This window comes from Streptomyces sp. NPDC001532 (assembly GCF_040298625.1).
GTDB lineage: Bacteria > Actinomycetota > Actinomycetes > Streptomycetales > Streptomycetaceae > Streptomyces.
Map to the genome: position 1 here is coordinate 121,354 of NZ_JBEPAL010000013.1, position 26,345 is coordinate 147,698.

The 26,345-nt window shown below is 71.1% G+C and carries 24 protein-coding genes and 1 riboswitch; of the genes, 9 read left to right on the plus strand and 15 right to left on the minus strand.

The window, feature by feature from the left end; genetic code table 11:
• Positions 1 to 31: 31 nt before the first annotated feature.
• Positions 32 to 1,051: a hypothetical protein gene (locus tag ABT232_RS15170; RefSeq protein WP_351840347.1), complete on the minus strand. Its 1,020-nt coding sequence runs from the start codon at positions 1,049 to 1,051 to the stop codon at positions 32 to 34.
• Between the two features lie 253 nt (positions 1,052 to 1,304).
• The gene (locus ABT232_RS15175; protein ID WP_351840348.1) at positions 1,305 to 1,616 is read right to left on the minus strand and encodes a hypothetical protein; all 312 of its coding nucleotides are present in this window, start codon (positions 1,614 to 1,616) and stop codon (positions 1,305 to 1,307) included.
• On the opposite strand from ABT232_RS15175, the gene ABT232_RS15180 reads away from it, so the two are divergent.
• Together ABT232_RS15180 and ABT232_RS15185 are read left to right on the plus strand one after the other, a co-directional pair.
• Positions 1,615 to 2,148 carry a hypothetical protein gene (locus ABT232_RS15180; RefSeq protein WP_351840349.1) on the plus strand — a complete coding sequence of 178 codons (534 nt, stop codon included), beginning with the start codon at positions 1,615 to 1,617 and terminating at the stop codon, positions 2,146 to 2,148. The genes ABT232_RS15175 and ABT232_RS15180 overlap by 2 nt on opposite strands.
• A 601-nt stretch (positions 2,149 to 2,749) precedes the next feature.
• Complete coding sequence (locus tag ABT232_RS15185) at positions 2,750 to 3,892, plus strand: tyrosine-type recombinase/integrase (protein ID WP_351840350.1); 1,143 nt, start codon at positions 2,750 to 2,752, stop codon at positions 3,890 to 3,892.
• Here the strand turns inward: ABT232_RS15185 and ABT232_RS15190 are convergent.
• Positions 3,840 to 5,204 carry a C39 family peptidase gene (locus ABT232_RS15190; protein ID WP_351840351.1) on the minus strand — a complete coding sequence of 455 codons (1,365 nt, stop codon included), beginning with the start codon at positions 5,202 to 5,204 and terminating at the stop codon, positions 3,840 to 3,842. The two genes, ABT232_RS15185 and ABT232_RS15190, sit on opposite strands and share 53 nt — an antisense overlap.
• A gap of 173 nt (positions 5,205 to 5,377) precedes the next feature.
• Between ABT232_RS15190 and ABT232_RS15195 the strand changes: the two genes are divergently transcribed.
• Both ABT232_RS15195 and ABT232_RS15200 read left to right on the plus strand, forming a co-directional pair.
• Positions 5,378 to 6,010 (plus strand): uridine kinase family protein, encoded by a 633-nt coding sequence (locus tag ABT232_RS15195; protein ID WP_351840352.1) that lies wholly within the window; start codon positions 5,378 to 5,380, stop codon positions 6,008 to 6,010.
• A 368-nt stretch (positions 6,011 to 6,378) separates the two neighbouring features.
• Positions 6,379 to 8,247 carry an AAA family ATPase gene (locus ABT232_RS15200; RefSeq protein WP_351840353.1) on the plus strand — a complete coding sequence of 623 codons (1,869 nt, stop codon included), beginning with the start codon at positions 6,379 to 6,381 and terminating at the stop codon, positions 8,245 to 8,247.
• A gap of 27 nt (positions 8,248 to 8,274) precedes the next feature.
• Here ABT232_RS15200 and ABT232_RS15205 read toward each other — a convergent pair whose 3' ends face one another.
• From ABT232_RS15205 to ABT232_RS15245, 9 genes are all read right to left on the minus strand, one after another.
• Entirely contained in the window at positions 8,275 to 9,351 is a 1,077-nt protein-coding gene (locus tag ABT232_RS15205; protein WP_351840354.1) for a hemolysin family protein, read from the minus strand.
• The gene (locus ABT232_RS15210; protein WP_351840355.1) at positions 9,348 to 10,673 is read right to left on the minus strand and encodes a hemolysin family protein; all 1,326 of its coding nucleotides are present in this window, start codon (positions 10,671 to 10,673) and stop codon (positions 9,348 to 9,350) included. The genes ABT232_RS15205 and ABT232_RS15210 overlap by 4 nt, the downstream gene beginning before the upstream one ends.
• 236 nt (positions 10,674 to 10,909) lie before the next feature.
• The gene (locus ABT232_RS15215) at positions 10,910 to 11,362 is read right to left on the minus strand and encodes a PH domain-containing protein (protein WP_351840356.1); all 453 of its coding nucleotides are present in this window, start codon (positions 11,360 to 11,362) and stop codon (positions 10,910 to 10,912) included.
• A gap of 14 nt (positions 11,363 to 11,376) precedes the next feature.
• Positions 11,377 to 12,225: an ATP phosphoribosyltransferase gene (hisG, locus tag ABT232_RS15220; RefSeq protein WP_351840357.1), complete on the minus strand. Its 849-nt coding sequence runs from the start codon at positions 12,223 to 12,225 to the stop codon at positions 11,377 to 11,379.
• 51 nt (positions 12,226 to 12,276) lie between these two features.
• Positions 12,277 to 12,549: a phosphoribosyl-ATP diphosphatase gene (locus ABT232_RS15225; RefSeq protein ID WP_023552153.1), complete on the minus strand. Its 273-nt coding sequence runs from the start codon at positions 12,547 to 12,549 to the stop codon at positions 12,277 to 12,279.
• Positions 12,550 to 12,583: 34 nt separating this feature from the next.
• A complete protein-coding gene (gene ribH, locus ABT232_RS15230; RefSeq protein WP_351840358.1) occupies positions 12,584 to 13,069 on the minus strand; it encodes a 6,7-dimethyl-8-ribityllumazine synthase in 486 nt (161 codons plus the stop codon).
• A 40-nt stretch (positions 13,070 to 13,109) separates the two neighbouring features.
• On the minus strand, positions 13,110 to 14,399 hold the full coding sequence (locus ABT232_RS15235; protein WP_351840359.1) for a bifunctional 3,4-dihydroxy-2-butanone-4-phosphate synthase/GTP cyclohydrolase II: 1,290 nt from the start codon (positions 14,397 to 14,399) through the stop codon (positions 13,110 to 13,112).
• Complete coding sequence (locus ABT232_RS15240) at positions 14,396 to 15,037, minus strand: nicotinamide mononucleotide transporter family protein (RefSeq protein WP_351840360.1); 642 nt, start codon at positions 15,035 to 15,037, stop codon at positions 14,396 to 14,398. Before ABT232_RS15240 ends, ABT232_RS15235 begins: the two co-directional genes overlap by 4 nt.
• Positions 15,034 to 15,636: a riboflavin synthase gene (locus tag ABT232_RS15245; RefSeq protein ID WP_351840361.1), complete on the minus strand. Its 603-nt coding sequence runs from the start codon at positions 15,634 to 15,636 to the stop codon at positions 15,034 to 15,036. Before ABT232_RS15245 ends, ABT232_RS15240 begins: the two co-directional genes overlap by 4 nt.
• Before the next feature lie 148 nt (positions 15,637 to 15,784).
• Positions 15,785 to 15,915, minus strand: a riboswitch (FMN riboswitch).
• A 235-nt stretch (positions 15,916 to 16,150) separates the two neighbouring features.
• Here ABT232_RS15245 and ABT232_RS15250 point away from each other — a divergent pair.
• Both ABT232_RS15250 and ABT232_RS15255 read left to right on the plus strand, forming a co-directional pair.
• Complete coding sequence (locus ABT232_RS15250) at positions 16,151 to 18,514, plus strand: chitinase C-terminal domain-containing protein (protein ID WP_351840362.1); 2,364 nt, start codon at positions 16,151 to 16,153, stop codon at positions 18,512 to 18,514.
• A 309-nt stretch (positions 18,515 to 18,823) separates the two neighbouring features.
• Positions 18,824 to 19,579 (plus strand): SDR family oxidoreductase, encoded by a 756-nt coding sequence (locus ABT232_RS15255; RefSeq protein ID WP_351840363.1) that lies wholly within the window; start codon positions 18,824 to 18,826, stop codon positions 19,577 to 19,579.
• 143 nt (positions 19,580 to 19,722) lie between these two features.
• On the opposite strand, the gene ABT232_RS15260 is transcribed toward ABT232_RS15255, so the two are convergent.
• Entirely contained in the window at positions 19,723 to 20,949 is a 1,227-nt protein-coding gene (locus ABT232_RS15260) for an ROK family transcriptional regulator (protein WP_351840364.1), read from the minus strand.
• Between the two features lie 134 nt (positions 20,950 to 21,083).
• Here ABT232_RS15260 and ABT232_RS15265 point away from each other — a divergent pair, with 134 nt between their 5' ends.
• Positions 21,084 to 22,295 (plus strand): MFS transporter, encoded by a 1,212-nt coding sequence (locus ABT232_RS15265; protein WP_351840365.1) that lies wholly within the window; start codon positions 21,084 to 21,086, stop codon positions 22,293 to 22,295.
• On the opposite strand, the gene ABT232_RS15270 is transcribed toward ABT232_RS15265, so the two are convergent.
• Positions 22,255 to 22,716 carry an acyl-CoA thioesterase gene (locus ABT232_RS15270; protein WP_351840366.1) on the minus strand — a complete coding sequence of 154 codons (462 nt, stop codon included), beginning with the start codon at positions 22,714 to 22,716 and terminating at the stop codon, positions 22,255 to 22,257. The two genes, ABT232_RS15265 and ABT232_RS15270, sit on opposite strands and share 41 nt — an antisense overlap.
• Before the next feature lie 177 nt (positions 22,717 to 22,893).
• Between ABT232_RS15270 and ABT232_RS15275 the strand changes: the two genes are divergently transcribed.
• Positions 22,894 to 24,285: a uracil-xanthine permease family protein gene (locus tag ABT232_RS15275; protein ID WP_351840367.1), complete on the plus strand. Its 1,392-nt coding sequence runs from the start codon at positions 22,894 to 22,896 to the stop codon at positions 24,283 to 24,285.
• Here ABT232_RS15275 and ABT232_RS15280 read toward each other — a convergent pair.
• On the minus strand, positions 24,252 to 25,421 hold the full coding sequence (locus tag ABT232_RS15280; protein WP_351840400.1) for a glycoside hydrolase family 6 protein: 1,170 nt from the start codon (positions 25,419 to 25,421) through the stop codon (positions 24,252 to 24,254). The two genes, ABT232_RS15275 and ABT232_RS15280, sit on opposite strands and share 34 nt — an antisense overlap.
• Positions 25,422 to 25,624: 203 nt before the next feature.
• Between ABT232_RS15280 and ABT232_RS15285 the strand changes: the two genes are divergently transcribed.
• Positions 25,625 to 26,311 (plus strand): DUF5995 family protein, encoded by a 687-nt coding sequence (locus tag ABT232_RS15285; RefSeq protein WP_351840368.1) that lies wholly within the window; start codon positions 25,625 to 25,627, stop codon positions 26,309 to 26,311.
• The last annotated feature ends 34 nt before the right edge of the window (positions 26,312 to 26,345 follow it).

The window sequence follows — 26,345 nt, forward strand, 5'->3', positions numbered from 1 at the left end:
CCCATATCGGTTGGATGCTCAATCGGGCGCACTACTCGACCGCTTCTGCTGGCCGCCTTGCCATAGGCTCCACGTGGTTCAGCGCCTCCTCCACCAGCCACGCCACATCGCCCTGGTGCAGCTCCCACATCCGCCGAACCGGCGGATCCAGCAGAAGACACAGCAGCCAGGCCACATCGTCACACGCCGGCCTGCACCCCCGCCCCAGATGCCCCTGGCAGGTCACCGACCCCAGGCGCCTGCGCGACAACACCACGAGAGCCGTGTGCCGCAGCAGTTCATCCGGCGAGTCGTTCAACAGGCCCCGTACCACCACGGGATCTGTCATTCCCCGCGCCGAGTGGGCCACCGAGGCCGTGATCCCCTCTCGTTCGGCAATCAGACACCGCAGAACGTCCGCCTGGTCGTCGAACCGCGCCGCTTGCAGCATCATGCGGGTCCAATCCTCGGCTGACAACGGGCCGCCCAACGCCTGGGAGAACACCTGATGCAGCCCCCTCACTGCGGCAGCAGCCGACCGGCGTCCAGGATCCTGCTCCGTCTCCGGAAACACCGCCTCGATCCTCTCCAGCACTCTCTGGCGTCTTTCCCCCTCGGCTAGCAGGTCCGTCAGCGACAGCATCAGCTGCCGTGCATCAGCTGACGCTCGGTGCATGCGGGCATCCCGCTCCTCGCTGAAGTTCGGCTCGGCCTGAGTCGGCAGCTTGGGCACTGTGAACCCGCGCTTCTCAACCCGCTCAAGCGCATCCCGCAGCTGCTTGCGCAACTTCTCGGTGGCGTCCAGCTCCGAGTTAAGCGCCAGAAGGTACCAGCGGATCGCCGGACACAGATGACCGGTCTCGGCCCGCGCCATCGCCAAGACGAACATCGACAGCACCGCATCCTCGGCGGTCGTCCCGCACCGGCCAGGTAGCGGCACCAAGCCCTCACTGCGGTCCCGACGCAGCCGCTCCGCGTTGTAGTTCGCTCCAGTCAGCCCCTTACGCTCCAGAGTGGCATGAACGGTCGGCAGAAGATCCAGTAAGACCGTCGGCGGCTTTTTCGCTCCCATGGCCTGTGACCCTAGGCACCGGGGCCCCTGCCATAGTCGGGATGCAGATTTTTTGGCGATCCCCAACCTCCTCCCGTCGGCCGCCAAGGTGGTCAGCGTCACCAGATCACCCCAGCCTCGACGGAAAGGAGGTGAGGGCATGGAGATCATCTCGGGGATCATCATCGCCGCTGGATCCATCATCGCCGCGGTCATCACGATGCCGAAGAAGTAGAAACAGGGCGGGCGGCGGTCGCGACTGCCGCCCCTCGACTCAGTTCGAGGGCCTGCGGCTGGGCGCCCGCGAGATGGAACGGACGTTACCCAGGAGCTCATCCCGCTCCGCGGTGACACAGTCCAGCTCGGTGGAGAGCACACTGATGACTTGCGTGTAGAGGTCGGTCAGCTTCTGCCGCTCGACCTCGGCCGTCCTGAGCTGGTCGTTTAACGACGTCAGCAAGGGCCACTTGACCATCTCCACCACACGGTCGGCAGTGTCGATACAGAGAACTACCTCCTCCGTGATTGTGATCTCCGCACTCTCCAGGCTAGGACTGTCAGATACGCCTGGCACGATGCCTGGCATGAGCCCGACACCAGCCTTGACGCAGAAGGCCCTGACCGAACGCGGCTTCTGCGGCTTCGTGCCGTTCCGTGAACTGCCCGACAGCAACGTCCCCAACGGGCACGGAATCTACGTGGTGATCCGCACGGACACCTCGCCCCCGTCGTTCCTCCCCACCAGCCCTGCCGGACACCTCAAAGGCCGCGACCCGTCCGTGTCCGCCGATAAGCTCGGCGATGCCTGGGTGGACGGGGCAACGGTCGTGTACATCGGCAAGGCCGCAGGCCAGAACGGGCTGAATCAGCGACTTGGCGACTACCGCCGCCACGGCACCGGTCTGTTGGCCGGCCATTGGGGCGGTCGCTACATCTGGCAGCTGGTCGACTCGGACGCACTACTCGTCGCCTGGCGGCCGATGACCGAGGAAGACGCGGGCGAGGCTGAGCAGGACCTGATCGACGAGTTCAAGGAACTCCACGGAGGAGCCCTGCCCTTCGCCAATCTCAGGAACAACGCCCGTAAGGCTCCGGAGACGGACACCAGCATCGACTAACCCCGGTCACCCTGACCGCCCAGGGGCCGCGCGCCGACACCGGCCGCGGTCCTTGGGCATCCACAAGCGCACACAGGATCAACTCGACGTCCGTCTGACCTGCATCTCGGTCAGACCCTTGACTGCCCCGTCAGGTCAAGATCGCCCCATGGCCCTTTTGGGCTTACATCGGCGATAGCCCAGGACGACGCCTGACATCTGGCGGTGAACGGAATCGGCCAGTATCTCGGTTCCAGCACGCGGATCGGCTCACTACTGCACTTTGCGGCTGGCGTCTGAGCTAGGACTCCGGGGTCGACCAGGGTGTGCCATTGACCCAGCCCTGGGCCAAACGATTGTGGTCCAAGCCGCGTTTGACGTCTGCGTTGGCCAGCTCGGGTGAGCACGAAGGCAAGAAGCGAGACTCGATCTCAGCGAGCCTTGCCCGCAGGGCCTTTTGAGCGCGGTGCACCGTCGCGCAGGCATGATCGCAGCCTCACGGCCCGCGTAAGCGTGGGTCGCCAAATCTTCTCGTGTCCCGGAATTTGGCGTGGCCGGAAACATCGACTACAACACCACCCACACCGAAAAACGCAGCCACCGGCCGTGTGAGTAGAGATGGGTGAACAGGTTGGCTCAAATCATCGACAACGGTTCTGCCGCGTCCGGCAAGCGGTGGACCGTCCGCTACAGGGAGCCAGGCGGACGCACCGGGCGTCAGCGGGAGAAGTCGTTCGCCCGGAAGAAGGACGCGGTCGACTTCGCCACCAAGATGGAAGGCGACAAGCGCGAGAACATCTATGTCGACCCCGACGCCGGCAAGGTGTCGCTCCGCCGGTACGCGGACGACTGGCTCGCGAAGAAGACCGCTTCCGCCGGCACCCTCGAGTCGTACGAGCGCATCGTCCGCCTCCACGTGGTCCCCCACCTGGGGAGCAAGATGATCTCGCAGGTCACCGCAGCGGACATCGAGGGTCTGTACGCACGCTGGCGCCGGGACGGGGCGGCTCTCAACACCATCGAGTCCCGGCACATAGCCCTCTCGGCGCTGTTCTCCCACGCTGTACGCCACAGGCGGATTCCCGTGAATCCCATGACGCAGGCCGAGAAGCTGGAGAACCCTGTCATTCCTGTCGACGACAGGAAACTTCCCAGCTTCGACGAGATAACCGCCATCGCCAAGGAGATCGGACCTCGCCTGTCCCCGGCGGTATGGCTCATGACATGTTGCGGACTTCGTATAGGGGAATCTCTGGGAGTCTTCCCGGAAGACATGCGCGACGGCACCCTGCGAATCCGGCGGCAGGTGATTCGCTACAAAGACACCTCCGGAAAATACACGCCGAAATACGCCCCGTTGAAGCATCGAAAAGAAGGCGAGTGGCGCGACATACCCGTGCCTGCTTCCCTTGAACCGTTCATCGACCGGCTTCCGATCCGAAACGCGAGCGGCGGAATGCCGTATCCCGATCTTCTACGCAAGTCGTGGGACCGCGCCATCAGGCGGCTCGAGCTTCCTGCATACAACCCGCACGACTTGCGGCATAAATGGACCACCGTGGCCCTGACCAACGGGGTGTCCATTCACGAGGTGTCTCGCTGGCTCGGACATCGTTCGATCAAGGTCACGGTGGACCGGTACGGCCACCTCACGCAGGACGGGCAGGAGCGCTGCCGTCAGGTCGTCGAGACGGCCGTCGGGCCGCACATGCTCACGCCAGGCCGAGCGACCGCAGTGCGCGGTGCTGACTTGGTGCTGACTTGACCGGCCAGAAGATGTAGCAGACACCGCCCGTACCGCCTCTGACCTTGCCGTTTGCGTCGTACCTCTTCGTACGCAGCCAGATGTTCTCCCACTCCCGCCTTCGGTAGACCCGCCGTACCGCCTCGTTGTCCGGTGAGGCCGGGTCGTTGGCGATCACGTCGCCCTCGGCGGTGAACCCGATCACGGTCATCAGATGGCCGGAGGTGCCGTAGCCGGCGCCGGTCAGCTCCTCCTTCAGGAACGACTGGGACGTTATGGCCGGGATGCCCGCCGCGATCAGCGTCTCCAGCTCGGTCAGGGAGCCGAGCCGGGTGACCACGCCCTGAAGATCGTCGAAGGTGGCCGCGTAGGCGGCGTTGAACGGCCAGTTGCCGCAGCCGGCGTACTGGTGGTCGAAGGTGTGCCGGGCCGCGTGGCAGACCTGGGGGTCGGCGTAGGCCGGGTCGACCCAGGACAGCTGCTCCTCGGTGAGCCGGCCGCCCCAGTACTCGATGATCATCTGCGAGGAGGTGGGGCTGCACCAGGCCTCGCCGCCGTTGTCGTACTCCGGGTACTGGCCGGCGTGGATCTCCTGGGAGTAGCGCGGGACCGCCAGTTCCTGGGCGAGGCCCGGGGTGGAGGCGGGGACGGTGAAGCGGTCCGGGATGTCGGAGCCCATCGCGCCGAGCCGCCACACGGTCGGGGTGAGCCGGGTGCCGGGCTTGCGGTACAGGGTCAGGCGCAGCCGGTACGACACCAGGCGCAGTCCGGACTCCGGGTCGTCGACGGCGAAGGTGTCGGTCCAGATGCTGCTCTTGCCGTCGCCCTGGTCGTCGACCGAGGTCCGCCGGATGTCCTGGTCGCCGGCCGCCCAGCGGCCCATGACGTACCAGGGCGTCTCCGTGCCGTCGGAGTAGGTGCCCTTGAGGTCGATCTGGATCCAGGTGCCCTCCGGCGTGCGGGCGTTCCAGGAGGGGATCACCTCGGTGGCGGGGGTGGCGAGCCGGTGGACGGGCGAGGTCCAGGTGGCGTACTCCCACCGCGAGGTCCTGCCGGTGTGCGGGTCCGCGTAGTCGGTGGTGCCGAGGGGAACGGAGATCACCAGGCCGGGCCGGGCTCCGGCGACGGCCCGGGTGCCCTCGGCGGTGCCACCGCGCCAGTGGGTGTACGTGGTCCAGGCGCGGTTGTCGATCGGGCGGGCCGGGACCCCCGTGCCGCCCCCGCCGGCGGTCGCGGTGGTGCCGGCGGTCGCCGTCCCCGCGCTGCCGGCGACCGCGGCGGCGACCGCGACGGCCAGGACGGTTCTGCGGGAGGGCTGTTCGGCTCTGCTCATGGGCGCATGACTCCCAGGGGTGCGAGACGGGCAGGTCCTTGTACGGCTGTGTGCGGTTGTGTTCGGCCCACTATGGACGGGGGCGGACCGCCCTGCCAGCACTTCGGGGTATGCCACGCCCACCAATATTGGTAGGGACCAGTGGCGGTGGCGACACGCGGGATGATGGGCGGGTGCCCCCTCACCTGAACGGCCTCGCCCGCGCCCTCCGCCACCTCCCGCCGTCCTGCGGGCCGGTCCGGCTCGTCGGGGTCGACGGGCACGCCGGCTCGGGGAAGTCCACGTTCGCCGGGGAGCTGGCGGGCGCGCTCGGCGGGGCGCCGGTGCTGCACCTCGACGACATCGCCAGCCACGCGGAGCTGTTCGACTGGACCGGCCGGCTGCTCTCCGAGGTGATCGAACCGCTGCGCCGCGGCACGACGGCCCGGTACGCCCCCTACGACTGGCGCGCCCGGACCTTCGGCCCGACCCGCCCGCTGCCGCCGGCCCCGGTGGTCCTGATCGAGGGCGTGGGGGCGGGCCGCCGGGCCCTGCGCCCGCATCTGGCGCGGCTGCTGTGGATGGAGCTGCCTCGTGAGGAGTCGTGGACGCGCGGACGCTCGCGGGACGGAGCGGAGCAGCGGGAGTTCTGGGACGGATGGGTCCGTGCCGAACGGCGGCATTTCGCCGACGACCCCTCACGACCGTTCGCCGACCTTCTGGTACGGCAGGTGCACGAGGGGTACGAGGTGCTTCCGGGGCCCGCGGGACGGCCCGGCGAGGACCATCACGTGACGCTGAGTGACGGACCGTCTTCGATGTGGTGAACCTGTGAAGACACCGCCGAGCGAACTTGGCCGAGTGCCTCAACTCGGCTTGACCCGGGGGCCGTACAGGACTTACGTTCTCAATGTGCGGTCAATCGAAGCCGCTCAGTGACGCGAAGCCCCCGATTGTTCCCCCGTGATCGGGGGCTTCGTTCTGTCCTCTTCGCCTTTTCCGGCCCTCTCACGGCGCCATCCGCTCACCCTGGGTCACCAAGCCCCCGTGCGCCCCCTCTGCTCCCACCTCGCCAAACGTCCCCTGCGGCGCCCTTCGGCGGGCACCCGGCCCGCGGGTACGATGCCCCATGTCGCAACTCCGGTCCGCTGCACAGCGGTTCGACCAGCGGGGGCATGGTTTGTGGGGGGACGTGATGGACTTCGGCACGCAGGGCCCCGAGGCCCCGGCCGACCTCGCCTGGCTGCGAGGCGTGGACGCCTACACCATGGGCGCCTATCCGCAGGCGGAGGAGGAGTTCCGGACCGCCGTGCGACTGGACCCCGGGATGGCCGACGGCTGGCTCGGGCTGCACGCGCTGCGGGTGGACACCACGACCGCGCTGCTCCGAATGTTCCGCCACCGTGATCGCTTCGGCGAGCAGCGCGCCCGGCACCGCCGCTCCCTCAACTCCTGGTACTGGCTGGGCTGGTGGGTGCAGCCGGTGCTGGAGAGCCCGCGCGACCTGCTGCTGGCGCACGCCTCGCACTGGCTCGACGGCCGCCACGTCCCGGAGCTGGACCGCGCCCTCGCCGGACTGCCGCCTGTCGACACCGACGCGCAGGTCCGTTTCCTGCACGCCTGCCGGGCCTATCTGGTCAAGGACTGGGAGCAACTGGTCCGGCACACCGACCCGCTCCTCGACGACCCGCTGCTCGGGATCGAGGCGGGCCTGTTCGGCGGCATGGCCCGGGTCCGGCTGGAGATGTACGGCCAGGCCGAACCGCTGCTGTCCGCCGCTCTGATGCGCTGCCGCAGCGAGCAGCCGCAGCGCAAGGAGCTGCGCTACTGGCTGGCGCGGGCGCACGAGGGGACCGGCCGCTCGGCCGCCGCGCTCCCGCTGTACCGGGCGGTGCACCGCGTGGATCCCGCCTTCATGGACACCTCCGCGCGGCTCGCCGCGATCGCCGAGGGCGACGGGTACGACGACGTCACCGACTTCGCGGCGCTCTCCCTCACCGGCACCGGCCCGGACGCCATGGACGGCCCCGAGGCCCTGGACCCGCTCTACGGACTGGACACACCCAACCTGCGGCTGTCCGACCCCGGCCCGCCCCCGCCGGGCGGTCCGCTGCCGTCGGAGAGCGACCCGGCCGGGCGGGAGCGGACGGTCCTGGCCCCGCAGCCGCTGCCCACCGGTCCCACCGACCCCGGGTTACTGGAGGAGGCGCTGGCCGAGCTGGAGCGCATGGTCGGACTGGAGCCGGTGAAACGGCAGGTCAAGGCCTTGTCGGCGCAGCTGAACATGGCACGGCTGCGGGCCGGTCAGGGCCTGCCGGTGCAGCCGCCCAAACGGCACTTCGTCTTCTCCGGCCCCTCCGGCACCGGCAAGACCACCGTCGCCCGCATCCTCGGCCGGGTCTTCTACGCGCTCGGCCTGCTCGGCGGCGACCATCTGGTGGAGGCGCAGCGGGCCGACCTGGTCGGCGAGTACCTGGGCCAGACGGCCGTGAAGGCCAACGAACTGATCGACTCCGCGCTCGGCGGGGTGCTCTTCGTCGACGAGGCGTACGCCCTGTCCAACTCCGGCTACGGCAAGGGCGACGCCTACGGCGACGAGGCCCTTCAGGTGCTGCTGAAGCGGGCGGAGGACAACCGCGACCACCTGGTGGTGATCCTGGCCGGCTACCCCGAGGGCATGGACCGCCTGCTGGCCGCCAACCCGGGCCTGTCCTCCCGCTTCACCACCCGCGTGGACTTCCCCTCCTACCGGCCGCTGGAGCTCACCGCGATCGGCGAGGTGCTGGCCGCGGAGAACGGCGACGCCTGGGACGAGGAGTCGCTGGAGGAGCTGCGGTCGATCGCGGGGCACGTGGTCGACCAGGGCTGGATCGACGAGCTGGGCAACGGGCGGTTCCTGCGCACGCTGTACGAGAAGAGCTGCGCCTACCGCGACCTGAGACTGTCGACCTGCCCGGGCACGCTGTCCCGGGACGACCTGGCGACGCTCAGACTGCCGGACCTGATGCAGGCGTACGGCGAGGTGCTGTCGGGCCGGGGGCCGCAGGATCCGTCGGCGATGTGACGGAGCCCGCGACCCGGCCGGTCCGGCTCAGCTCGCCAGCACCTCGTCGCCCGAGCGGGGCTCGGACACCGCCAGCGGCACCGTCTCGCGGTGCGCGGGGTCGCGCACCTCACCGACCAGCAGTTCCAGTACGTCCTCCAGCGCCACCAGCCCCAGCACCCGGCCGGAGGCGTCGGCCACCTGGGCCAGATGGGTGGCGGCTCGGCGCATGACCGTCAGGGCGTCGTCGAGCGGCAGCTCTGGACGGAGGGTCGTCATGTGCCGCCACAGCTGCTGCGGCACCGCGCGCTCGGAGTCCTCCATGTCGAGGACGTCCTTCACATGCAGATAGCCCATGAAGGCACCGCTCTCGGCGGCGACCGGGAAGCGGGAGTAGCCGGTGCGGGCGGTCAGCGCGACGATCTGCCCGGGGGTGACCGACGGGCTGACGGTGACCAGCGACTCGCGCCTCAGCAGGACGTCGGTGACCGGGCGGGAGCCCAGCTCCAGCGCGTCCTCCAGGCGCTCGGCCTCCTCGGGGTCGAGCAGTCCGGCCTGGCCGGAGTCCTCCACCAGCCGGTTGAGCTGTTCGCTGGTGAAGACCGCCTCCACCTCGTCCTTGGGCTCGACCCGGAAGAGCCGCAGCACGCCCTGGGCGCAGGCGCCGAGGGCCACGGTGATCGGCCGGCACACCCGGGCGAAGGCGACCAGGCCGGGGCTGAGCCACAGCGCGGCCTTCTCCGGCGCCGCCATGGCCAGGTTCTTCGGGACCATCTCGCCGATGACGAGGTGGAAGAAGACCACGGTGGCCAGCGCGATGACGTATCCCAGCGGGTGGATCATGGCGTGCGGCAGGTGGACCCACTCGAAGACCGGCTCCAGCAGGTGCGCCACCGTCGGTTCGGCGACCGCGCCCAGGGTGAGCGAGCAGACGGTGATGCCGAACTGCGCGGCCGCCATCATCTGCGGCAGCCGCTCCAGGCCGTACAGCACCTGGCGGGCGCGGGCGGTGCCGAGCGGTTCGATCTGGCTGCGGCGCACCGAGACCAGGGCGAACTCGGCGCCGACGAAGAAGCCGTTGGCGAGCACCAGCAGCGCGGCGAACAGGAGTTGCAGCACGCTCATCGGGCGGCCTCCCTCACGGCGGCGGTGCGCACCAGGCGGACCCGCTCGGCGCGGTAGTGGCCGACCCGGCGCACGGCGAGCCGCCAGCCGGGCAGTTCGGCCCGGTCGCCGACGGCCGGGATCCGGCCGAGCAGGTCGGCGACGAGTCCGGCGACCGTCTCGTACGGCCCCTCCGGGACGTCGAGGCCGATCCGGGCCAGGGTGTCGACCCGGCAGCTGCCGTCGACGTCCCAGGCGGGCCGGCCGTCCTCGGGCGGGGCGGGGGCGAGTTCCGGCGCGTCGAGACCGTCGTGCTCGTCGCGGACCTCGCCGACGATCTCCTCGACGATGTCCTCCAGGGTGACGACGCCGGCGGTGCCGCCGTACTCGTCGACGACCACGGCGATCGGCTGCTCGCTGCGCAGCCGGGCCAGCAGCGGCCGTACGGGCAGGGTCTCGGGGATCAGCAGGGCCGGGCGGGCGATCCGGGCGACCGGGGTGCGCAGCCGCTCGTGGGCGGGGACGGCGAGGGCGTCCTTGAGGTGGACCATGCCGACGACCTCGTCGATCCGCTCCCGGTAGACGGGGAAGCGGGACAGGCCGGTGGCGCGGGTCAGGTTGACCACGTCCTCGGCGGTCGCGGAGACCTGGAGCGCGCTGACCTTCACGCGCGGCGTCATGACGTGCTGCGCGGTCAGTTCGCCCAGCGACAGGGTGCGCACGAACAGGTCGGCGGTGTCCTGCTCCAGGGTGCCGGCCTGCGCGGAGTGCCGGGCCAGGGAGACGAGTTCGCCGGGGGTGCGGGCGGAGGCCAGTTCCTCGGCGGGTTCGAAGCCGAGCGCGCGCACGAGCCGGTTGGCGACGCCGTTCAGTCCGGCGATCACCGGGCGGAACAGCCGGGCGAAGGCGTGCTGCGGGCCCGCGACGAAGCGCGCGACCTGCAACGGGCGGGACACCGCCCAGTTCTTGGGCACCAGCTCGCCGACCACCATCTGCACGGCGGAGGCCAGCAGCATGCCGATCACCACGGCCACGCCGGACACCGCGCCGTCAGGGATGCCGACGGCCGTGAGCGGGCCGTCGAGCAGCTGGGCGAGGGCCGGTTCGGCGAGCATGCCGACGACCAGGGAGGTGATGGTGATGCCGAGCTGGGTGCCGGAGAGCTGGAACGACAGCTCCTTCAGCGAGGCGACCACCCTGAGGGCCCGTCGGTCGCCCTCGGCGGCGGCCTTCTCGGCCTCCGGGCGCTCGACCGTCACCAGTCCGAACTCGGCCGCCACGAAGAATCCGTTGGCGAGGATCAGCAGGAACGCGGCTGCCAGGAGCAGCAGGGGGATGGTCATGATGCCGCCGCCTCCGCATGGGCGCGGGCCTCGTGGAGACGGTCCGCGCTGTGTCGGCAGGGGGCGGCGCAGGTACTACAGGACGATCCGTCCATCGCCGGAGAGGGTCACTCCTCGGGTAGCAGGAACCCCTGTGCGCCGGGGCGGCACGACAGGGGCGGAGGCGCGGGAAGAACGCCTCCGCCTCACAGATTAATCAAGACACGGGCCGCAGCGGCAGGGTGGACGGCCCCGAGTCAGCCCTGAGATTGCCCGGTACGGGCCTCCACCAGCGCTCTCAGGGCGCGGGCGTGGGCGATGGCCTGCTCCTTCGCGATGCCCGGCTGGATGCCGATCACGGGCAGGCTGGTGCCGTCGCTCAGGTCGAGGAACACCCAGGGGTCGCCGACCCGCAGGTTCACCTGGACGATCTCGGCCCACTCCAGCCGGCGGACGCTTGCGAAATTGACCACCGTCACCCCGGAGTCCTCGGCGACGACCTTGGGGCGGGCCAGCCGCAGCAGCACCCAGGCCAGCAGGGCGGCGGTGACGACGAAGCTCAGCTTCTCGCCCGGGCCGAGCCGGTCCAGCAGCAGCGCGACCAGTGACACGGTCAGGAAGATCGCGACGGCCGCGGTGAGCAGGACGGCCCGGGTGCGGGTCGGCCGGAAGGTGACCGGGAGCTCGGGCAGGGGTGCGGGATCCGACATCGTGCGGGGCCTTCTCAGAGCCGGCAGGCGTGGATGGCCGTGGTGAGGATGGCCCGCGCGCCGATGGCGTACAGGTCGTCCATGATCCGCTGGGCGTCCTTGGCGGGGACCATGGCGCGGACGGCGACCCAGCCCTCGTTGTGCAGCGGGGAGATGGTCGGCGACTCCAGGCCGGGGGTGAGGGCGACGGCCTTCTCCAGCTGCTCGACCCGGCAGTCGTAGTCCATCATCACGTAGGTCCGGGCGACCAGGACGCCCTGGAGACGGCGCAGGAACTGCTGGACCTTCTCCTCCTCGGCGTCGGCCCCGACCCGGCGGATCACGACGGCCTCGGACTTCATGATCGGCTCGCCGAAGACCTCCAGGCCGGCGTTGCGCAGCGAGGTGCCGGTCTCGACGACGTCCGCGATGACCTCGGCGACGCCCAGCTCGATGGCGGTCTCGACGGCGCCGTCGAGGTGGACCACGGAGGCGTCGATGCCGTTGTCGGCGAGGTGCTTGGCGACGATCCCCTCGTAGGAGGTGGCGACCGTCATGCCGCTGAGGTCTTCCACGCCCTTGGCCGTGCCCGGCTTGGTGGCGTAGCGGAAGGTGGAGCGGGCGAAGCCCAGCGGAAGGATCTCCTCGGCGCTGGCGCCGGAGTCGATCAGCAGGTCGCGGCCGGTGATGCCGATGTCGAGCCGGCCGGAGGAGACGTAGATCGCGATGTCGCGGGGGCGGAGGTAGAAGAACTCGACCTCGTTGCCCGGGTCGACGATCCGCAGTTCCTTGGACTCGCGGCGCTGCTGGTAGCCGGCCTCATGCAGCATCTCCGCCGCAGGGCCGGAGAGTGAACCCTTGTTGGGAACGGCGATGCGCAGCATGAGGTCGGCTTCCTTTGCGTGGTGTCGTGCGGTGAACGGGAGCTGGGGTGCTCAGAGGTGGGCGTAGACGTCGTCCAGGGAGATCCCGCGGGCGACCATCATCACCTGGACGTGGTACAGCAGCTGCGAGATCTCCTCGGCGGCCGCCTCCTTGCCCTCGTACTCGGCGGCCATCCAGACCTCGGCGGCCTCTTCGACGACCTTCTTGCCGATGGCATGGACGCCCTTCCCGACCAGCTCTGCGGTGCGGGAAGTGGCGGGGTCGCCGTGGGCGGCCTTCTGCTGGAGCTCGGTGAAGAGCTCCTCGAACGTCTTCTTGGACATGGTGGTCCTTACCCTACGCGGTAACCGGCTCCCCTCAGCGCCAGGGTTCAGATACTGAACGCAGGGTGGCCGCGGTGGCGACCGCGGCGGTCACCGCCTCGTGCCCCTTGTCCTCGTTGGAGCCCTCCAGCCCGGCCCGGTCCAGGGCCTGCTCCTCGGTGTCGCAGGTGAGCACCCCGAAGCCGACGGGCACGCCGGTGTCGACGGAGACCTGGGTGAGGCCCTGGGCGACGCCCTGGCACACGAAGTCGAAGTGGGGGGTGCCGCCGCGGATGACGACACCGAGGGCGACGATCGCGTCGTAGCCGCGTCCGGCGAGCACCTTGGCGACGACCGGGAGCTCCCAGCTGCCGGGGACCCGCAGCAGGGTCGGCTCGTCGATGCCCAGGTCGTGCAGGGCGCGCAGGGCGCCGTCCACGAGGCCGTCCATCACCTTCTCGTGCCACTGCGCCGCGATGACGGCGACCCGCAGGTCACCCACATTGCGTACGGACAGCTCCGGTGCGCCCTTGCCGCTCACGTTCTCGCCTCTCCTCGGTGGTGCGTCGGGTGGTGTTCGGTTACTGGTTGCCGCAGGTGGACGCCGCGGGGGCGTCCAGCCAGGGCAGGTCGTGGCCCATCCGGTCCCGCTTGGTGCGCAGGTAGCGGAGGTTGTGCTCGCCCGCGGTGACGGGCATCGGCTCGCGCTCGGTGACCTCGATGCCGTGCCGGACGAGCGCGTCGGTCTTCTCGGGGTTGTTGGTCATCAGACGCACGCTGCGCACCCCGAGGTCGGCCAGGATCTGGGCGCCCGCCCCGTAGTCGCGGGCGTCGGCGGGCAGGCCCAGCTCCAGGTTGGCGTCGAGGGTGTCCCGGCCGCGCTCCTGGAGTTCGTAGGCCCGCAGCTTGGACAGCAGGCCGATGCCGCGCCCCTCGTGTCCGCGCAGGTAGACGACCACGCCCCGGCCGGCCTCCTGGATGCGTTCCAGGGAGGCCTCCAGCTGGGGGCCGCAGTCGCAGCGCAGGGAGTGGAAGACGTCGCCGGTGAGGCATTCGGAGTGGACGCGGACCAGGACGTCCTGGCCTTCGCCCAGTTCGCCGTGGACGAGGGCGACGTGCTCGACGCCGTCGACGGTGGAGCGGTAGCCGTACGCGGTGAAGGTGCCGTGCCGGGTCGGCAGGTGCACCTCGGCCTCGCGGCGGACGGTGGGTTCGGCGCTGCGGCGGTAGGCGATCAGGTCCTCGATGGAGATGATCGTCAGCCCGTGCTTGCGGGCGAACGGGATCAGCTCGGGCAGCCGCAGCATCTGGCCGTCCTCGCCGGCGATCTCCACGATGGCGCCGGCCGGGCGCAGGCCCGCGAGCCGGGCGAGGTCGACGGCGGCCTCGGTGTGGCCGGGGCGGGCGAGCACGCCGCCGGGCTTGGCGCGCAGCGGGAAGACGTGGCCGGGGCGGACGAAGTCGTCGGCCTGGGCGGTGCCACCGGCCAGCAGCCGGAGCGTGGTGGCGCGGTCGGAGGCCGAGATGCCGGTGGTCACGCCGTGCGCGCCGGAGGCGTCGACGGAGACGGTGAACGCCGTCTTCATCGACTCGGTGTTGTCCGCGACCATCTGCGGGAGCTGGAGCCGGTCCAGTTCGTCGCCCTCCATGGGGGCGCAGATCAGACCGCGGCACTCGCTCATCATGAACGCGACGATCTCGGGGGTGGCCTTCTCGGCGGCGATGACGAGGTCGCCCTCGTTCTCGCGGTCCTCGTCGTCGACGACCACGATCGGGCGGCCGGCCGCGATGTCGGCGATGGCCTGCTCGATCGGGTCGAGGGCGAAGTCCTCGATGCCGTCGGTGCTGTACAGCAGGGGGGCGGTGGTCATGCCGGGGCTCCTTCCATGACGGGCTGCCCCGACCGGCGGGAGCGCAGCCACCAGTCGCGCATGCCCCACAGGACGAGCGCGCCGTAGATGACGTAGACGAAACCGGAGAAGGCGTAGCCGTTGGCGAAGTTGAGCGGCACGCCGACCAGGTCGACGAGCAGCCACGCGAACCAGAACTCGACCATGCCGCGGGCCTGCGCGTACATGGCGACGATGGTGCCGACGAAGATGTAGGCGTCCGGCCAAGGGTCCCAGGACAGGCTCGGGTACGCCTTGAAGAGCAGCGCGACGGCGACGGTGCCGAGGGCGGCGGCGCCGAGCATCGCCGCGCGCTCGGCCCAGGTGGCGAAGCGCACCGAGACGTGGCCGTCGCCCGCTCGGTCCTTGCCGCGGTTCCACTGCCACCAGCCGTAGAGCGCGACGACCATCACGACGACCTGCTTGCCGGCGCTGCCGGTGAGGTGGCCGTAGAAGGCGGCGAAGAGGATGAGGCCGGAGAGGAACTGCACCGGCCAGGTCCACAGGGAGCGCCACCAGCCGAGGGCGAGGGCGGCCAGGCCGAAGATGTTGCCGACCATGTCCGACCAGCGGATGTGCTGGCCGAAGAGGGTGAACGCCTCGGAGTTCAGCCAGTTCACTGCGCGGCCCCCCGGGTGCCGAGCAGCCGCTCGACGTACTTGGCGATCACGTCGACCTCCAGGTTGACCGGGTCGCCGGGCTGCTTGAGGCCGAGCGTGGTCAGGGCGAGGGTGGTCGGGATCAGGCTGACGGTGACGTAGTCGGGGCCGGCCTCGACGACGGTGAGGCTGATGCCGTCGACGGTGATGGAGCCCTTCTCGACGACGTAGCGCGCGAGGTCGGCGGGGAGGGAGATCCTGACGATCTCCCAGTGCTCGGAGGGGGTGCGGTCGAGGACCGTGCCGGTGCCGTCGACGTGGCCCTGCACGATGTGGCCGCCGAGGCGGTCGCCGACGGCCGTGGGCCGTTCGAGGTTGACGCGCGAGCCGACGGCGAGGGCGCCCAGGCTGGAGCGCTTCAGGGTCTCGGCCATGACGTCGGCGGTGAACTCGTCGCCCTCGTGGTCGACGACGGTGAGGCAGACGCCGTTGACGGCGATGGAGTCACCGTGTTTCGCGCCCTCGGTGACGACGGGGCCGCGCAGGCGGAAGCGACAGGCGTCGTCGAGGGTCTCGACGGCGATGACTTCGCCCAGCTCTTCGACGATTCCGGTGAACACTTCCCGGGTCCTCCTGCCTCTTCGGGCACGGACTCCGGGGCTGTCGATGACGACAGAAAGTACGAGCGAGGACACCGGGAGCGACGCCGCTGGAGCCGTCCCGCCAGGGGGACGACTCGATACGGCGGCACGCACGCATGCCCGCCCGCCGCGCACTGCCTCCCATCCGGACTTTAACCGTCGGTCCAGGAATTTCACCTGGTCAACCGGTCGCTGGAGGCGACCGGGTCGCGGACTGTAACCGCCGGTTCGGACTTTCACCGACCCCGGAGTGCGCTGCTGTTGGTACAGGGCCAGTGTGCCACGCCCGATCGGCGTCCATACGGGCGGTGGATGTGGGGTGGCTCACAAGCCGCGGGTCCGGGCTTCCCGGAGCGCGCCGGCGCCGTCGGCCCGGCGCCCGCCGGCCCCAACTCCGGGCGCCTCGCCCGCCCTTCAGATTGGTCCATACCTATTGACTCACTGGTCTAGTCCTCTCTAGGGTCTGCGCAACTTCCGTGGAGAGGAACCGACTGTGCTGTCCCCCTCACGTCACCGGGCCAGACCCGCCCTGCTCGCCGCCGCCTCGGCGGTCGCGGGACTGCTGCTCGCCGGCCTCCCGGCGACCGTCTCGCACGCCGCCGACCAGGAGTCCTGTCGCCCCGACGGCCTCTACAGGACCCCCGGCGTCGACGTCCCGTACTGCTCGGTCTACGACGCCGAGGGCCGGGAGAAGATGGGCGCCGACCACCAGCGCCGGGTGATCGGCTACTTCACCGGCTGGCGCACCGGCAAGGACGGCACGCCCGCCTACCTGGCCCCGGACATCCCCTGGGACAAGGTCACGCACCTCAACTACGCCTTCGCCCACATCGACGGCGGCAACAAGATCTCCGTGGGCACCGACGGGGCGACGAACGCCGCCACCGGCATGACCTGGCCCGGGGTCAGTGGCGCGGAAATGGACCCGCAGTTCCCCTACAAGGGTCACTTCAACCTGCTGAACAAGTTCAAGAAGCAGCACCCGAACGTCAAGACGCTCATCTCCGTGGGCGGCTGGGCCGAGACCGGCGGCTACTTCGACGACAGCGGCAAGCGCGTCAACTCCGGCGGCTTCTACTCCATGGCCACCAACGCCGACGGCTCGGTCAACCAGGCCGGCATCGACACCTTCGCGGACTCCGCGGTCGCGTTCATCCGCAAGTACGGCTTCAACGGCGTCGACATCGACTACGAGTACCCGACCACCATGAAGGACGCGGGCAACCCGCTCGACTGGTCCTTCGCCAACGCCCGGCGCGCGGGCCTGGTCAAGGGCTACGCGGCCCTGATGAAGACGCTGCGGGAGAAGCTGGACCGCGCCGGCGCCACGGACGGCCGGCACTACCTGCTCTCGGTCGCCGCCCCGTCGTCCGGCTACCTGCTGCGCGGCATGGAGACCTTCCAGGTCCAGAAGTACCTGGACTACGTCAACATCATGTCGTACGACCTGCACGGCGCCTGGAACGAGTACGTCGGCCCGAACGCCTCCCTCTTCGACGACGGCAAGGACGCGGAGCTCGCGGCGGCCAACGTCTACGGCAGCCAGCAGTACGGCGGCATCGGCTATCTGAACACCGACTGGGCCTACCACTACTTCCGCGGCTCGATGCCGGCCGGACGGATCAACCTCGGCCTGCCCTACTACACCCGCGGCCACAAGAACGTGCAGGGCGGCACGGACGGCCTGTGGGGCAAGGCGGCCGCCACCACCTGCCCGGCCGGCTCCGGCCTGACCAAGTGCGGTGACGGCGCGGTCGGCATCGACAACCTGTGGCACGACAAGGACGACAACGGCAAGGAGTCCCCGGCCGGCTCCAACCCGATGTGGCACGCCAAGAACCTGGAGAAGGGCGTCGTCGGCGACTACCTGACCAAGTACGGCTTCCCGGCCGACACCAAGCTCACCGGGACCTACGCCCGCAAGTACGACTCCACGCTGGTCGCGCCGTGGCTGTGGAACGCCGAGAAGAAGGTGTTCCTGTCCACCGAGGACGAGCAGTCGGTGGCCGCCAAGGCCGACTACGTCGTCGACCGCGGGATCGGCGGCACGATGATCTGGGAGCTGGCGGGCGACTACCGCTGGAACGCCACCAAGGGCCAGTACGAGCCCGGCTCCACCCTCACCTCGCTGATGTACGACAAGTTCAAGTCGGCCGCCCCGTACGGCGCGAAGGTCTCGAACAAGGCGCTGCCCACCAAGGCGGTGAACATCGGCGTCGAGTTCGGCGAGTTCAAGCTCGGCGACTCCAACTACCCGATCACCCCCAAGGTGAAGATCACCAACAACACGAAGACGACCCTGCCGGGCGGCACGGAGTTCCAGTTCGACTACTCCACCGCGGCTCCCGGCAACGCCTCCGACCAGTCGGGCTTCGGCACCAAGGTGATCAGCAGCGACCACACCGGCTCCAACGTGGGCGGGCTGAAGGGCGACTTCCACCGTGTCTCGCTGAAGCTGCCGGCCTGGCAGACGCTGGCGCCCGGCGCGTCGGTGGAGCTGTCCTTCAACTACTACCTGCCCGTCTCCACCCCGTGGAACTGGACGGTGAACATCTCCGGCACCACGTACGCGCTCGCCGGGGACCTGGCGCGGGGCACCACGGTGGTGGAGCCCGGCTCCGGCACCACCCCCACGCCGGACCCGACGAACCCGACCCCGACCCCGACCCCGACCCCGACCCCGACGCCGACGCCCGGCGCCTGCACCGCGCCCGCGTGGAACGCGACCTCGGAGTACGGCGGCGGTACTCAGGTGTCCCACAAGGGGCACTCGTGGAAGGCCAAGTGGTGGACCAAGGGCGAGGAGCCCGGCACCACCGGCGAATGGGGGGTCTGGCAGGACCTCGGCGCCTGCTGATCCCCGTACGACCGGCCCGGCGGCGGTGACGACGGCCCTTGCCCGCCGCCGGGTCTCTCCACCCCTCACCCTGCCGGAGCACCTCGCTCCGGCAGGGTATTTCGTGTTGTCCGTGTGACGGGGCCGAGGACCTGGGGCGGCGCGCCCGCTCACTGGGGCGCGGGCTGTGGTGCATCCGGACAGACTGGAATGCGCACGCCGTCGGCTCGCGCCCCCGCAGGTGGCTGTCACGTCTCGCGGGGGCTCCTCGGTCTCAGTCGCGAAGGGCGATCCACGCGGGAGCGCCCGGCACACGGAGGAGCGGAACAGATGACCACGATCCTGGTGACCGGTGGCACCGGAACCCTCGGCCGGCTCGTCACCGAGCGGCTGCGGGCGGACGGGCACGAGGTGCGCGTGCTCAGTCGGCACGCCCAGCCCTACGCCGTGGATCTGCGCGAGGGCGGCGCCGGGCTGGACGCGGCCGTCGCGGGCGTGGAGACGATCGTGCACTGCGCGAGCAGTCCGCGCGGCGGGGACGAGCGGGCCGCCGACCATCTGATCGCGGCGGCGCGGCGGGCCGGCGTGAGTCATCTGCTCTACATCTCGATCGTCGGCGTCGACCGGGTGCCGTTCGGCTACTACCGGACCAAGCTGGCGGTGGAGCGGCGGATCGAGGACTCCGGGCTCGGGTGGACCGTGCTGCGCACCACCCAGTTCCACGATCTGCTGGTCCAGCTGTTCCAGGGCCTCGCCCAACTGCCGGTGCTGCCCCTGCCGGCCGGGGTGCGGGACCAGCCGATCGAGGTGGCGGAGGTCGCCGACCGGCTCGCGGAGCTGGCACTCGGCGGGCCGGTGGGGCGGGCCGAGGACATGGGCGGCCCACAGGTGCGGTCCCTGGAGGCACTGGCCCGCGCGTACCTGACGGCGACGGGCCGCCGACGGCGGGTGGTGCGGCTGCCCCTGTTCGGCAACGCCTACCGTGCCTTCCGCACGGGCGGCCACCTCACCCCGGCGCGTGCCGTGGGCAAGGGCACGTTCGAGGAGCACCTGGCTACGCGGTTCGGTGGGGGCGGCGCGGGGTGACGGTTCGCTCGCAGCGGGACGGGTGGGTAAAGGTCGGTGCGGTTCGGCGGGGGCCGCGCGGGGTGCTGGGTTCCCTCGCACGGGTAGGGGCAGGTGACGGGCCGCGCGGTCCGAGGCGAACGTCGGGCTGAAGGGCCCGCCCGTCACCGCTCCGGCGGCGCGAACAGTTCGTCCTGGGCGTGGTCCCGGGCGGTCAGCAGGGCGCCTCGCAGGACCGCGGCGCCGCCGAGGGTGCCGGCGCGGACCTCGGTGGCGAGTGGTGACATCCGGCGGACCCGCGGCTCCACGCGGGCGGCGAGCGCCGCTCCCCCGGCCTGCCCGACCTCGCCGCCCAGCACCACGCACCCGGGATCGAGCACGGCCGCCACGGAGGCGACCCCGACGGCGATCCGGTCGGCGAGGGCGTCCAGGAACCGGGCTCCGGGGGAGGGCGTCGCCGGGCGGTCACCGTCGATGCCGTCCGGGTTCTCGGCATCGGCTGCCGCCGCGCGCACCAGTTCCGCCGCCCACGGGCCGGTGGCCGGGTGCGGGGCCGTGATGCCGTGGTCCAGGGCCAGGCGTTCGACGGCGGCGGCGCCGGCGAGGGAGTGGAAGCCTCCCGCGCAGTCCGTCGCCGACGGCAGTCCCGTCGTGCCCGGCACCGGGAGGAAGCCGATCTCGCCCGTGCCGCCGGAGGCCCCGCGCCGCAGGGCGCCGTCGAGGATGACCGCGGCCCCGGTGCCGTGGCCGAGCCAGAGCAGGACGAAGGTGTCCCGGTCGCGGGCGGCGCCGTCGCGCTGTTCGGCCAGGGCCGCGAGGTTGGTCTCGTTCTCGACGATGACGCGGGCCTCGGGTAGCCGTTCCTGGAGGGCCGCGACCAGGCGGCGGTGCCAGGCGGGCAGGCCGGTGGAGTCGCGCAGGTCGCCGGTGGCGGGGTCGATGAGGCCGGGCGCGCCGATGCCGACGGTGTGCAGCCGGTCGGTGCCGGCCTCCTTCGCACCCCGTTCGACGAGGGTGACGGCCTGCTCGACGGCGGGCCCGGTCCCGGTGTCGTCCCCGATCGGCACCGACGCCTCGGCGAGCACCCGTCCGAGCAGGTCGGAGACGACGAGGGAGACGCCTTCGGTGCGCACGTCGAGCGCCGCGAGGTGGGCCCGGTCGGCGACGATGCCGTACAGCTTGGCGTTGGGCCCGCGCCGCTGCTCTCCCGCTTCTCCGACGACGTCGACGAGTCCGGCGGCCGTGAGGCGTTCGACGAGGTCGGCGACGGTCGGCCGGGACAGCCCGGTGAGCTGCTTCAACTGCCCGGCCGTCAGCGGGCCTTCCTCCTGGAGAAGGCGCAGGGCGAGCCGGTCGTTGATGGCTCGGGCGGTGCTCGGGGATGCGGGCATGCCGGGATCCTCCCAGACGGGCGGGCCCGCGCAGGCGGGCGGCCTCGAATAGTCCCTATCTATCAGGCAGGGTTCCTGATAGTTTACGGCGGCAGCACGGCAGGAATGCCACCATCACCGGGAGGGGCCGAGGAATGAGCGAAGTGGTCTACGAACAACGCGTCGTACGACAGGCCCGGTACGCCGTGGCCGCCGTGTTCACCGTGCACGGCGCGGTCACCGGCTCCTTCGCCACCCGGGTGCCGTGGATCCAGGACCATGCCGGGGTCAGCGCGGGCCAGTTGGGCCTCGCCCTCGCCTTCCCCGCGCTCGGCGCGTCCGTGGCGATGCCGCTGGCGGGCTGGTTCGGCCACCGCTTCGGCGCCCGGACCGCCCTGCGCGGACTGCTGGCCCTGTGGACGCTGTCGCTGACCCTGCCCGCCCTCGCCCCCAACCTCGTCACGCTCTGCCTGGCCCTGTTCGCCTTCGGCGCGACCGCGGGCATGTCGGACGTGGCGATGAACGCCCTCGGCGTGGAGGTGGAGAACCGCCTCGGCCGGTCGATCATGTCCGGTCTGCACGGCATGTGGAGCGCGGGCGCGCTGCTCGGCTCGGCGGCCGGCACCCTCGCCGCCCACCTCGGCACGGACGCCCGGCTGCACCACACGCTGGCGGCCGCCGTGCTGACGGCGGCGGGGCTGGTGGCCTGCTCCTGGGTGCTGGACCTCCAGCCCGCCGAGGACGAGGAGCCGCCGCCCCGGTTCGCGCTGCCGCCCCGCTCGGCCCTGCTGATCGGCGCGATCGGGTTCTGCGCGGTGTTCGCGGAGGGCGCGAGCCTCGACTGGTCGGCGGTGTACCTCCAGGACGAGCTGGGCACCTCCGCCGGTCTGGCGGCGGCCAGCACCACCGGCTTCACCTTCACCATGGCGGTCGCCCGGATCGCCGGGGACAAGGTGGTGGACCGTTACGGCGCGGTGCGCACGGTGCGTTCCGGCGGGGTGCTGGCCGTGCTCGGCGGACTGCTGATCGTGCTCGGCGGCCATCCGGCGGTGGCGATGACCGGGTTCGCCCTGATGGGGCTGGGCATCGCGGTGGTCGTCCCGCTCTGCTTCGCGGCGGCGGGCCGCAGCGGCCCGAACCCCAGCCAGGCGATCGCGGGCGTCGCGACCATCACGTACACCTCGGGACTGATCGCCCCGAGCGCGATCGGCGGTCTGGCCCAGGCGACCAGTCTGGTGGTGTCGTTCGGCCTGGTCACGGTGCTGGCCTGCGGGCTCACCGCCTTCGCGGGAGTGCTGCGGGCCGGGGACCGCGACCGCCCGAAGGTCAGCCGGCCGGACGCAGCAGTTCCCGGCCCACGGCCCTGAACAGCTCGGTCCACGGCGCCGGGCGCAGCGTCTCGGCGTCCAGCCGGACCAGCACCCGGCTGCCGTGGGCGTAGGTCACCGCCCCGTCGGCCGAGCAGAACCGGAAGCCGTAGGTCAGCCCGGTGGTGCCGAGCCGGTCGAGCCAGAGGTGGACGGCGTAGCCGCCGGGCCGGGTCACCGGCGCCTCGTAGCTGATCCGCAGTTCCTTGACGGCGTTGCAGGCGTCCCCGGCGGCGGCCCAGTCGCCGGAGAAGCCGAAGCCGTGCTCCTGCCACAGTTCGGTCCAGGCCCGCTCGACCAGCACCGGGTAGCGCGCGTTGTGCAGCAGTCCGAGCGCGTCGAGGTCGTCGAAGTGGACGGTGACGGGGATGAGCCGGCCGTACGACAGGGTGCGGGTGGCGGGGGCTTCGGCGGTGGTCATGGGTGGTGCTCCTGGGACGTACGGAATAGGTGCTCCGTACACGAGGTGCCGGGGCGCGATCATCCTAAGCGCCCGCTTTCAGCTCACCCGCAGCGGCCGCTCAGATGTGCGAGGCACCCCCGTCCACCCCTGACAATGGTCCGGACACAGCTGCCCGCACGACGAAAGCGACACCTCATGGATCTCGGCGTCCGCTGGAGAATTCACGGCGACGGACGCTCTCCGGCCCCCGGAGCCGTCGTCCGTCCCGACGAACGGCTCTCCTGGCCCCGTACCGCGGGCCTCGGCGCCCAGCACGTGGTGGCCATGTTCGGCGCGTCGTTCGTGGCGCCGGTCCTCATGGGACTGGACCCGAACCTCGCGATCATGATGTCGGGTGTCGCGACCATCGTGTTCCTGCTGGCCACCCGCGGCCGGGTGCCCAGCTACCTCGGCTGCTCGCTGTCGTTCGTGGGCGTCGCCGCGGTCATCCGCGCACAGGGCGGCACCAGCGCCACCGTGACCGGCGCGGTCCTCGTCGTCGGCGTCGCGCTGTTCCTAGTCGGCCTCGCCGTGCAGCGGTTCGGGGCGCGGATCATCCACGCGGCCATGCCGCCGATCGTCACCGGCGCGGTCGTGATGCTGATCGGCTTCAACCTGGCCCCGGTGACCGCCTCCACCTACTGGCCGCAGGACCAGTGGACGGCCCTGCTGGTGATGCTGTTCACCGGTCTGGCCGTAGTGTGCCTGCGCGGTTTCTGGTCCCGGATCGCGATCTTCCTCGGACTCGTCCTCGGCTACGGCATCTCCTGGGTCTTCGACCGGGTCTTCGGCCGGATCCACTCGGTGGACGGCAGCGGCAAGGTCGTCGACCACTGGCGCCTGGACTTCTCCGCCGTCGGCCGGGCCGAATGGATCGGTCTGCCCTCCTTCCACGCCCCGTCCTTCGAGTGGTCGGCGATCCTGGTCGCGCTGCCGGTCGTGATCGCGCTGGTCGCGGAGAACGCCGGGCACGTCAAGGCGGTCGGCGAGATGACCGGCGACCGGCTGGACGACAAGCTCGGCACCGCGATCTCCGCCGACGGCGTCGGGTCCGTGCTCTCCACCGCGGTCGGCGGTCCGCCCACCACCACGTACTCCGAGAACATCGGCGTGATGGCCGCGACCCGCGTCTACTCCACGGCCGCCTACTGGGCCGCCGCCGCCTTCGCGCTGCTGTTCGGCCTCTGCCCCAAGTTCGGCGCCGTCGTGGCCGCCGTCCCCGGCGGGGTGCTCGGCGGCATCACCGTCATCCTGTACGGCATGATCGGCCTGCTCGGCGCGCAGATCTGGATCAACGCCGGGGTCGACCTGCGCAACCCGCTGAACCTGGTGCCGGCCGCCGCGGGCATCATCATCGGCGTCGGCAACGTCTCCCTGGAGATCACCGACAACTTCTCGCTCAGCGGGATCGCCCTGGGCACGCTGGTCGTCATCACCGGCTACCACGCGCTGCGCGCCTTCGCCCCCGCCCACCTCAAGACGCAGGAGCCCCTGCTCGACGAGGGCACGTCCAGCTACGACGAGGAAGCCCCGCGCGCCAAGTCGTAGGCGTACGACGGGGTGAAGGTGCCCGGCGCCCCCTTGCAGCCGTCCGACTCCCCCGGCAGCTTCACCCACAGGTAGGCGTCGATCCGCTCCTCGCCGGTGGTCAGCGTCGGGGCGCGGCCGAGCCCCCGGCCCGCCGGGTCGCACCACTGGCCGTCGGGCGGGGCGCCGTTGCCGTTGCGGCTGGTGTCGATCACCGCGCCGAGGCCGGCCGGACCGCCGAGGGCGTCCAGCACCTGCCGGTCGTAGGCGATCTCGTCGGCGGTGCGGTGGAAGTTGGAGACGTTGCTGAAGACGCCGTCGGAGGAGGCGGCCGAGGCGGCGCCCGCCTGCCGCAGCAGTTCGGCCTGCCGTTCGGCGGGATGCCAGCCGGAGTGGCCCGCGTCGTAGTAGACGCGGGCCTTCGGGTCGGCGGCCTTCAGCACCCGGCCGGCACGGGCCAGCGAGGCGAAGCGGTCGGCGCGGTCGGCGGCGGAGAGGCAGCCGGACTGGGCGATCGAGTCGGGCTCCAGCACGATGATCACCTCGCCGGAGCCGAGCCCGGCCGCGAACCGGTCGATCCAGGCGTCGTAGGCGCCGAGGTCGGGCGCCCCGCCCTGCGAGTGGCCGCCGCAGTCGCGGTCCGGGATCGCGTACGGCACCACGACGGGGACCCGGCCCTGCGCGGCGGCGCCCGCGGTGACGGCCTTGACCCGCAAGGTGATCGTCGAGGGCGTGAAGTCGGCGAACCAGACCGCGGCGGGCTGGTCGGCGATGCGCTCCTGGATGACGTCCTGGCGCGGGTCGTCGGCGTTGCCGCGCACCCAGTCCAGCACCTGGGAGTCGGGGTGGCGGTAGAGGCGGGCGGAGACGGGGACGGTCCGCCGCTCGCTCGCGGTCCGGCCGGGCGACGGCGTCGCGGACGCCCGCGGCCGCTGCGACGGACTGGGCGAGGACGACGGGGAGGGCGAGGGCGAGCCGGTCGCGGAGGGCTCGGCGGACGCCGGGGACGCGGGCGGCTCCACGGGCAGCCGCTCCAGCCGCGGCGACCTGCCGGCCTCGGCGGTGCGGGCCTCGTCGACGCCGGGCCGGCCGTCGAGCGCGGACATCATGCCGGTCACCGTCCCGACCGCGACGACGACCGAGGCCGCCGCCACCATCGCGTTGCGCCGTGCGGCACGCCTGCGCGCGGCCCTGCGCTCGGCCAGGCGCCGGGCACGTAAGCCTGGCACGTACTGTTCCCCCCTCGTGTCGCCGTCTCCCCCACGGCTCACTCTTCCGTGCGACGCGCCCGTTCCCCCGTTGTGGGGAAGCGTCGGGCCAGCCGGCACGTTCGCAAGCCTAAGGCTGGGACGCTGCCCCCATGGCGCAGTTGGAACACTTCACCACTCCCGTCGACGCGGTCGTCTCCCGGATGCGCGCCCTCGACGCGTCCCTTCCCCCACGGGACGGGGTCGCGGTCTTCAACCGCGTCTACCTCGCCGTCACCGAGGCGGTCGACCAGCGCATCCAGGCGGGCCGGTTCCCGGACCGGCGGGCCGCGATCACGCTGGACGTGCGGTTCGCGGAGCGGTACCTCGCGGCCGTCGACGCGGCCTTCGAGGAGCGCCGTCCGCCGGCCTGCTGGCGGCCGCTGTTCCAGTTCCGCCGCCATCCCGGCGTACGTCCGCTGCAGTTCGCGCTGGCGGGCATCAACGCGCACATCGGACACGACCTGGCGCTCGCCGTGGTGGACGCCTGTCGTACGTTGGGATGCGAACCGGCCGATCTGGAGGACGAGTTCGATCGCGTGGGAGATCTCCTCGTGACGCTGGAGGAGCGGGTCCGCGAGGATCTGATGCCGGGTCCCGATCTGCTCCAGATCGCCGACCCGCTCACCCATCTGCTCGGCGCCTGGAGCCTGGAGCGGGCCCGGGACGCCACCTGGGCGGCCGCGCGGGCGCTCTGGGCGATGCGCGAACTGCCCGAGCTGACCGCGGAGTTCATCGAACGCCTGGACGCGGCCGTGGGATTCGCGGGGCGCATGATGCTCACCCCGCTACCGGACTGATTAAGCCAGGCGCTTCACGCTCACCAGTCAACTC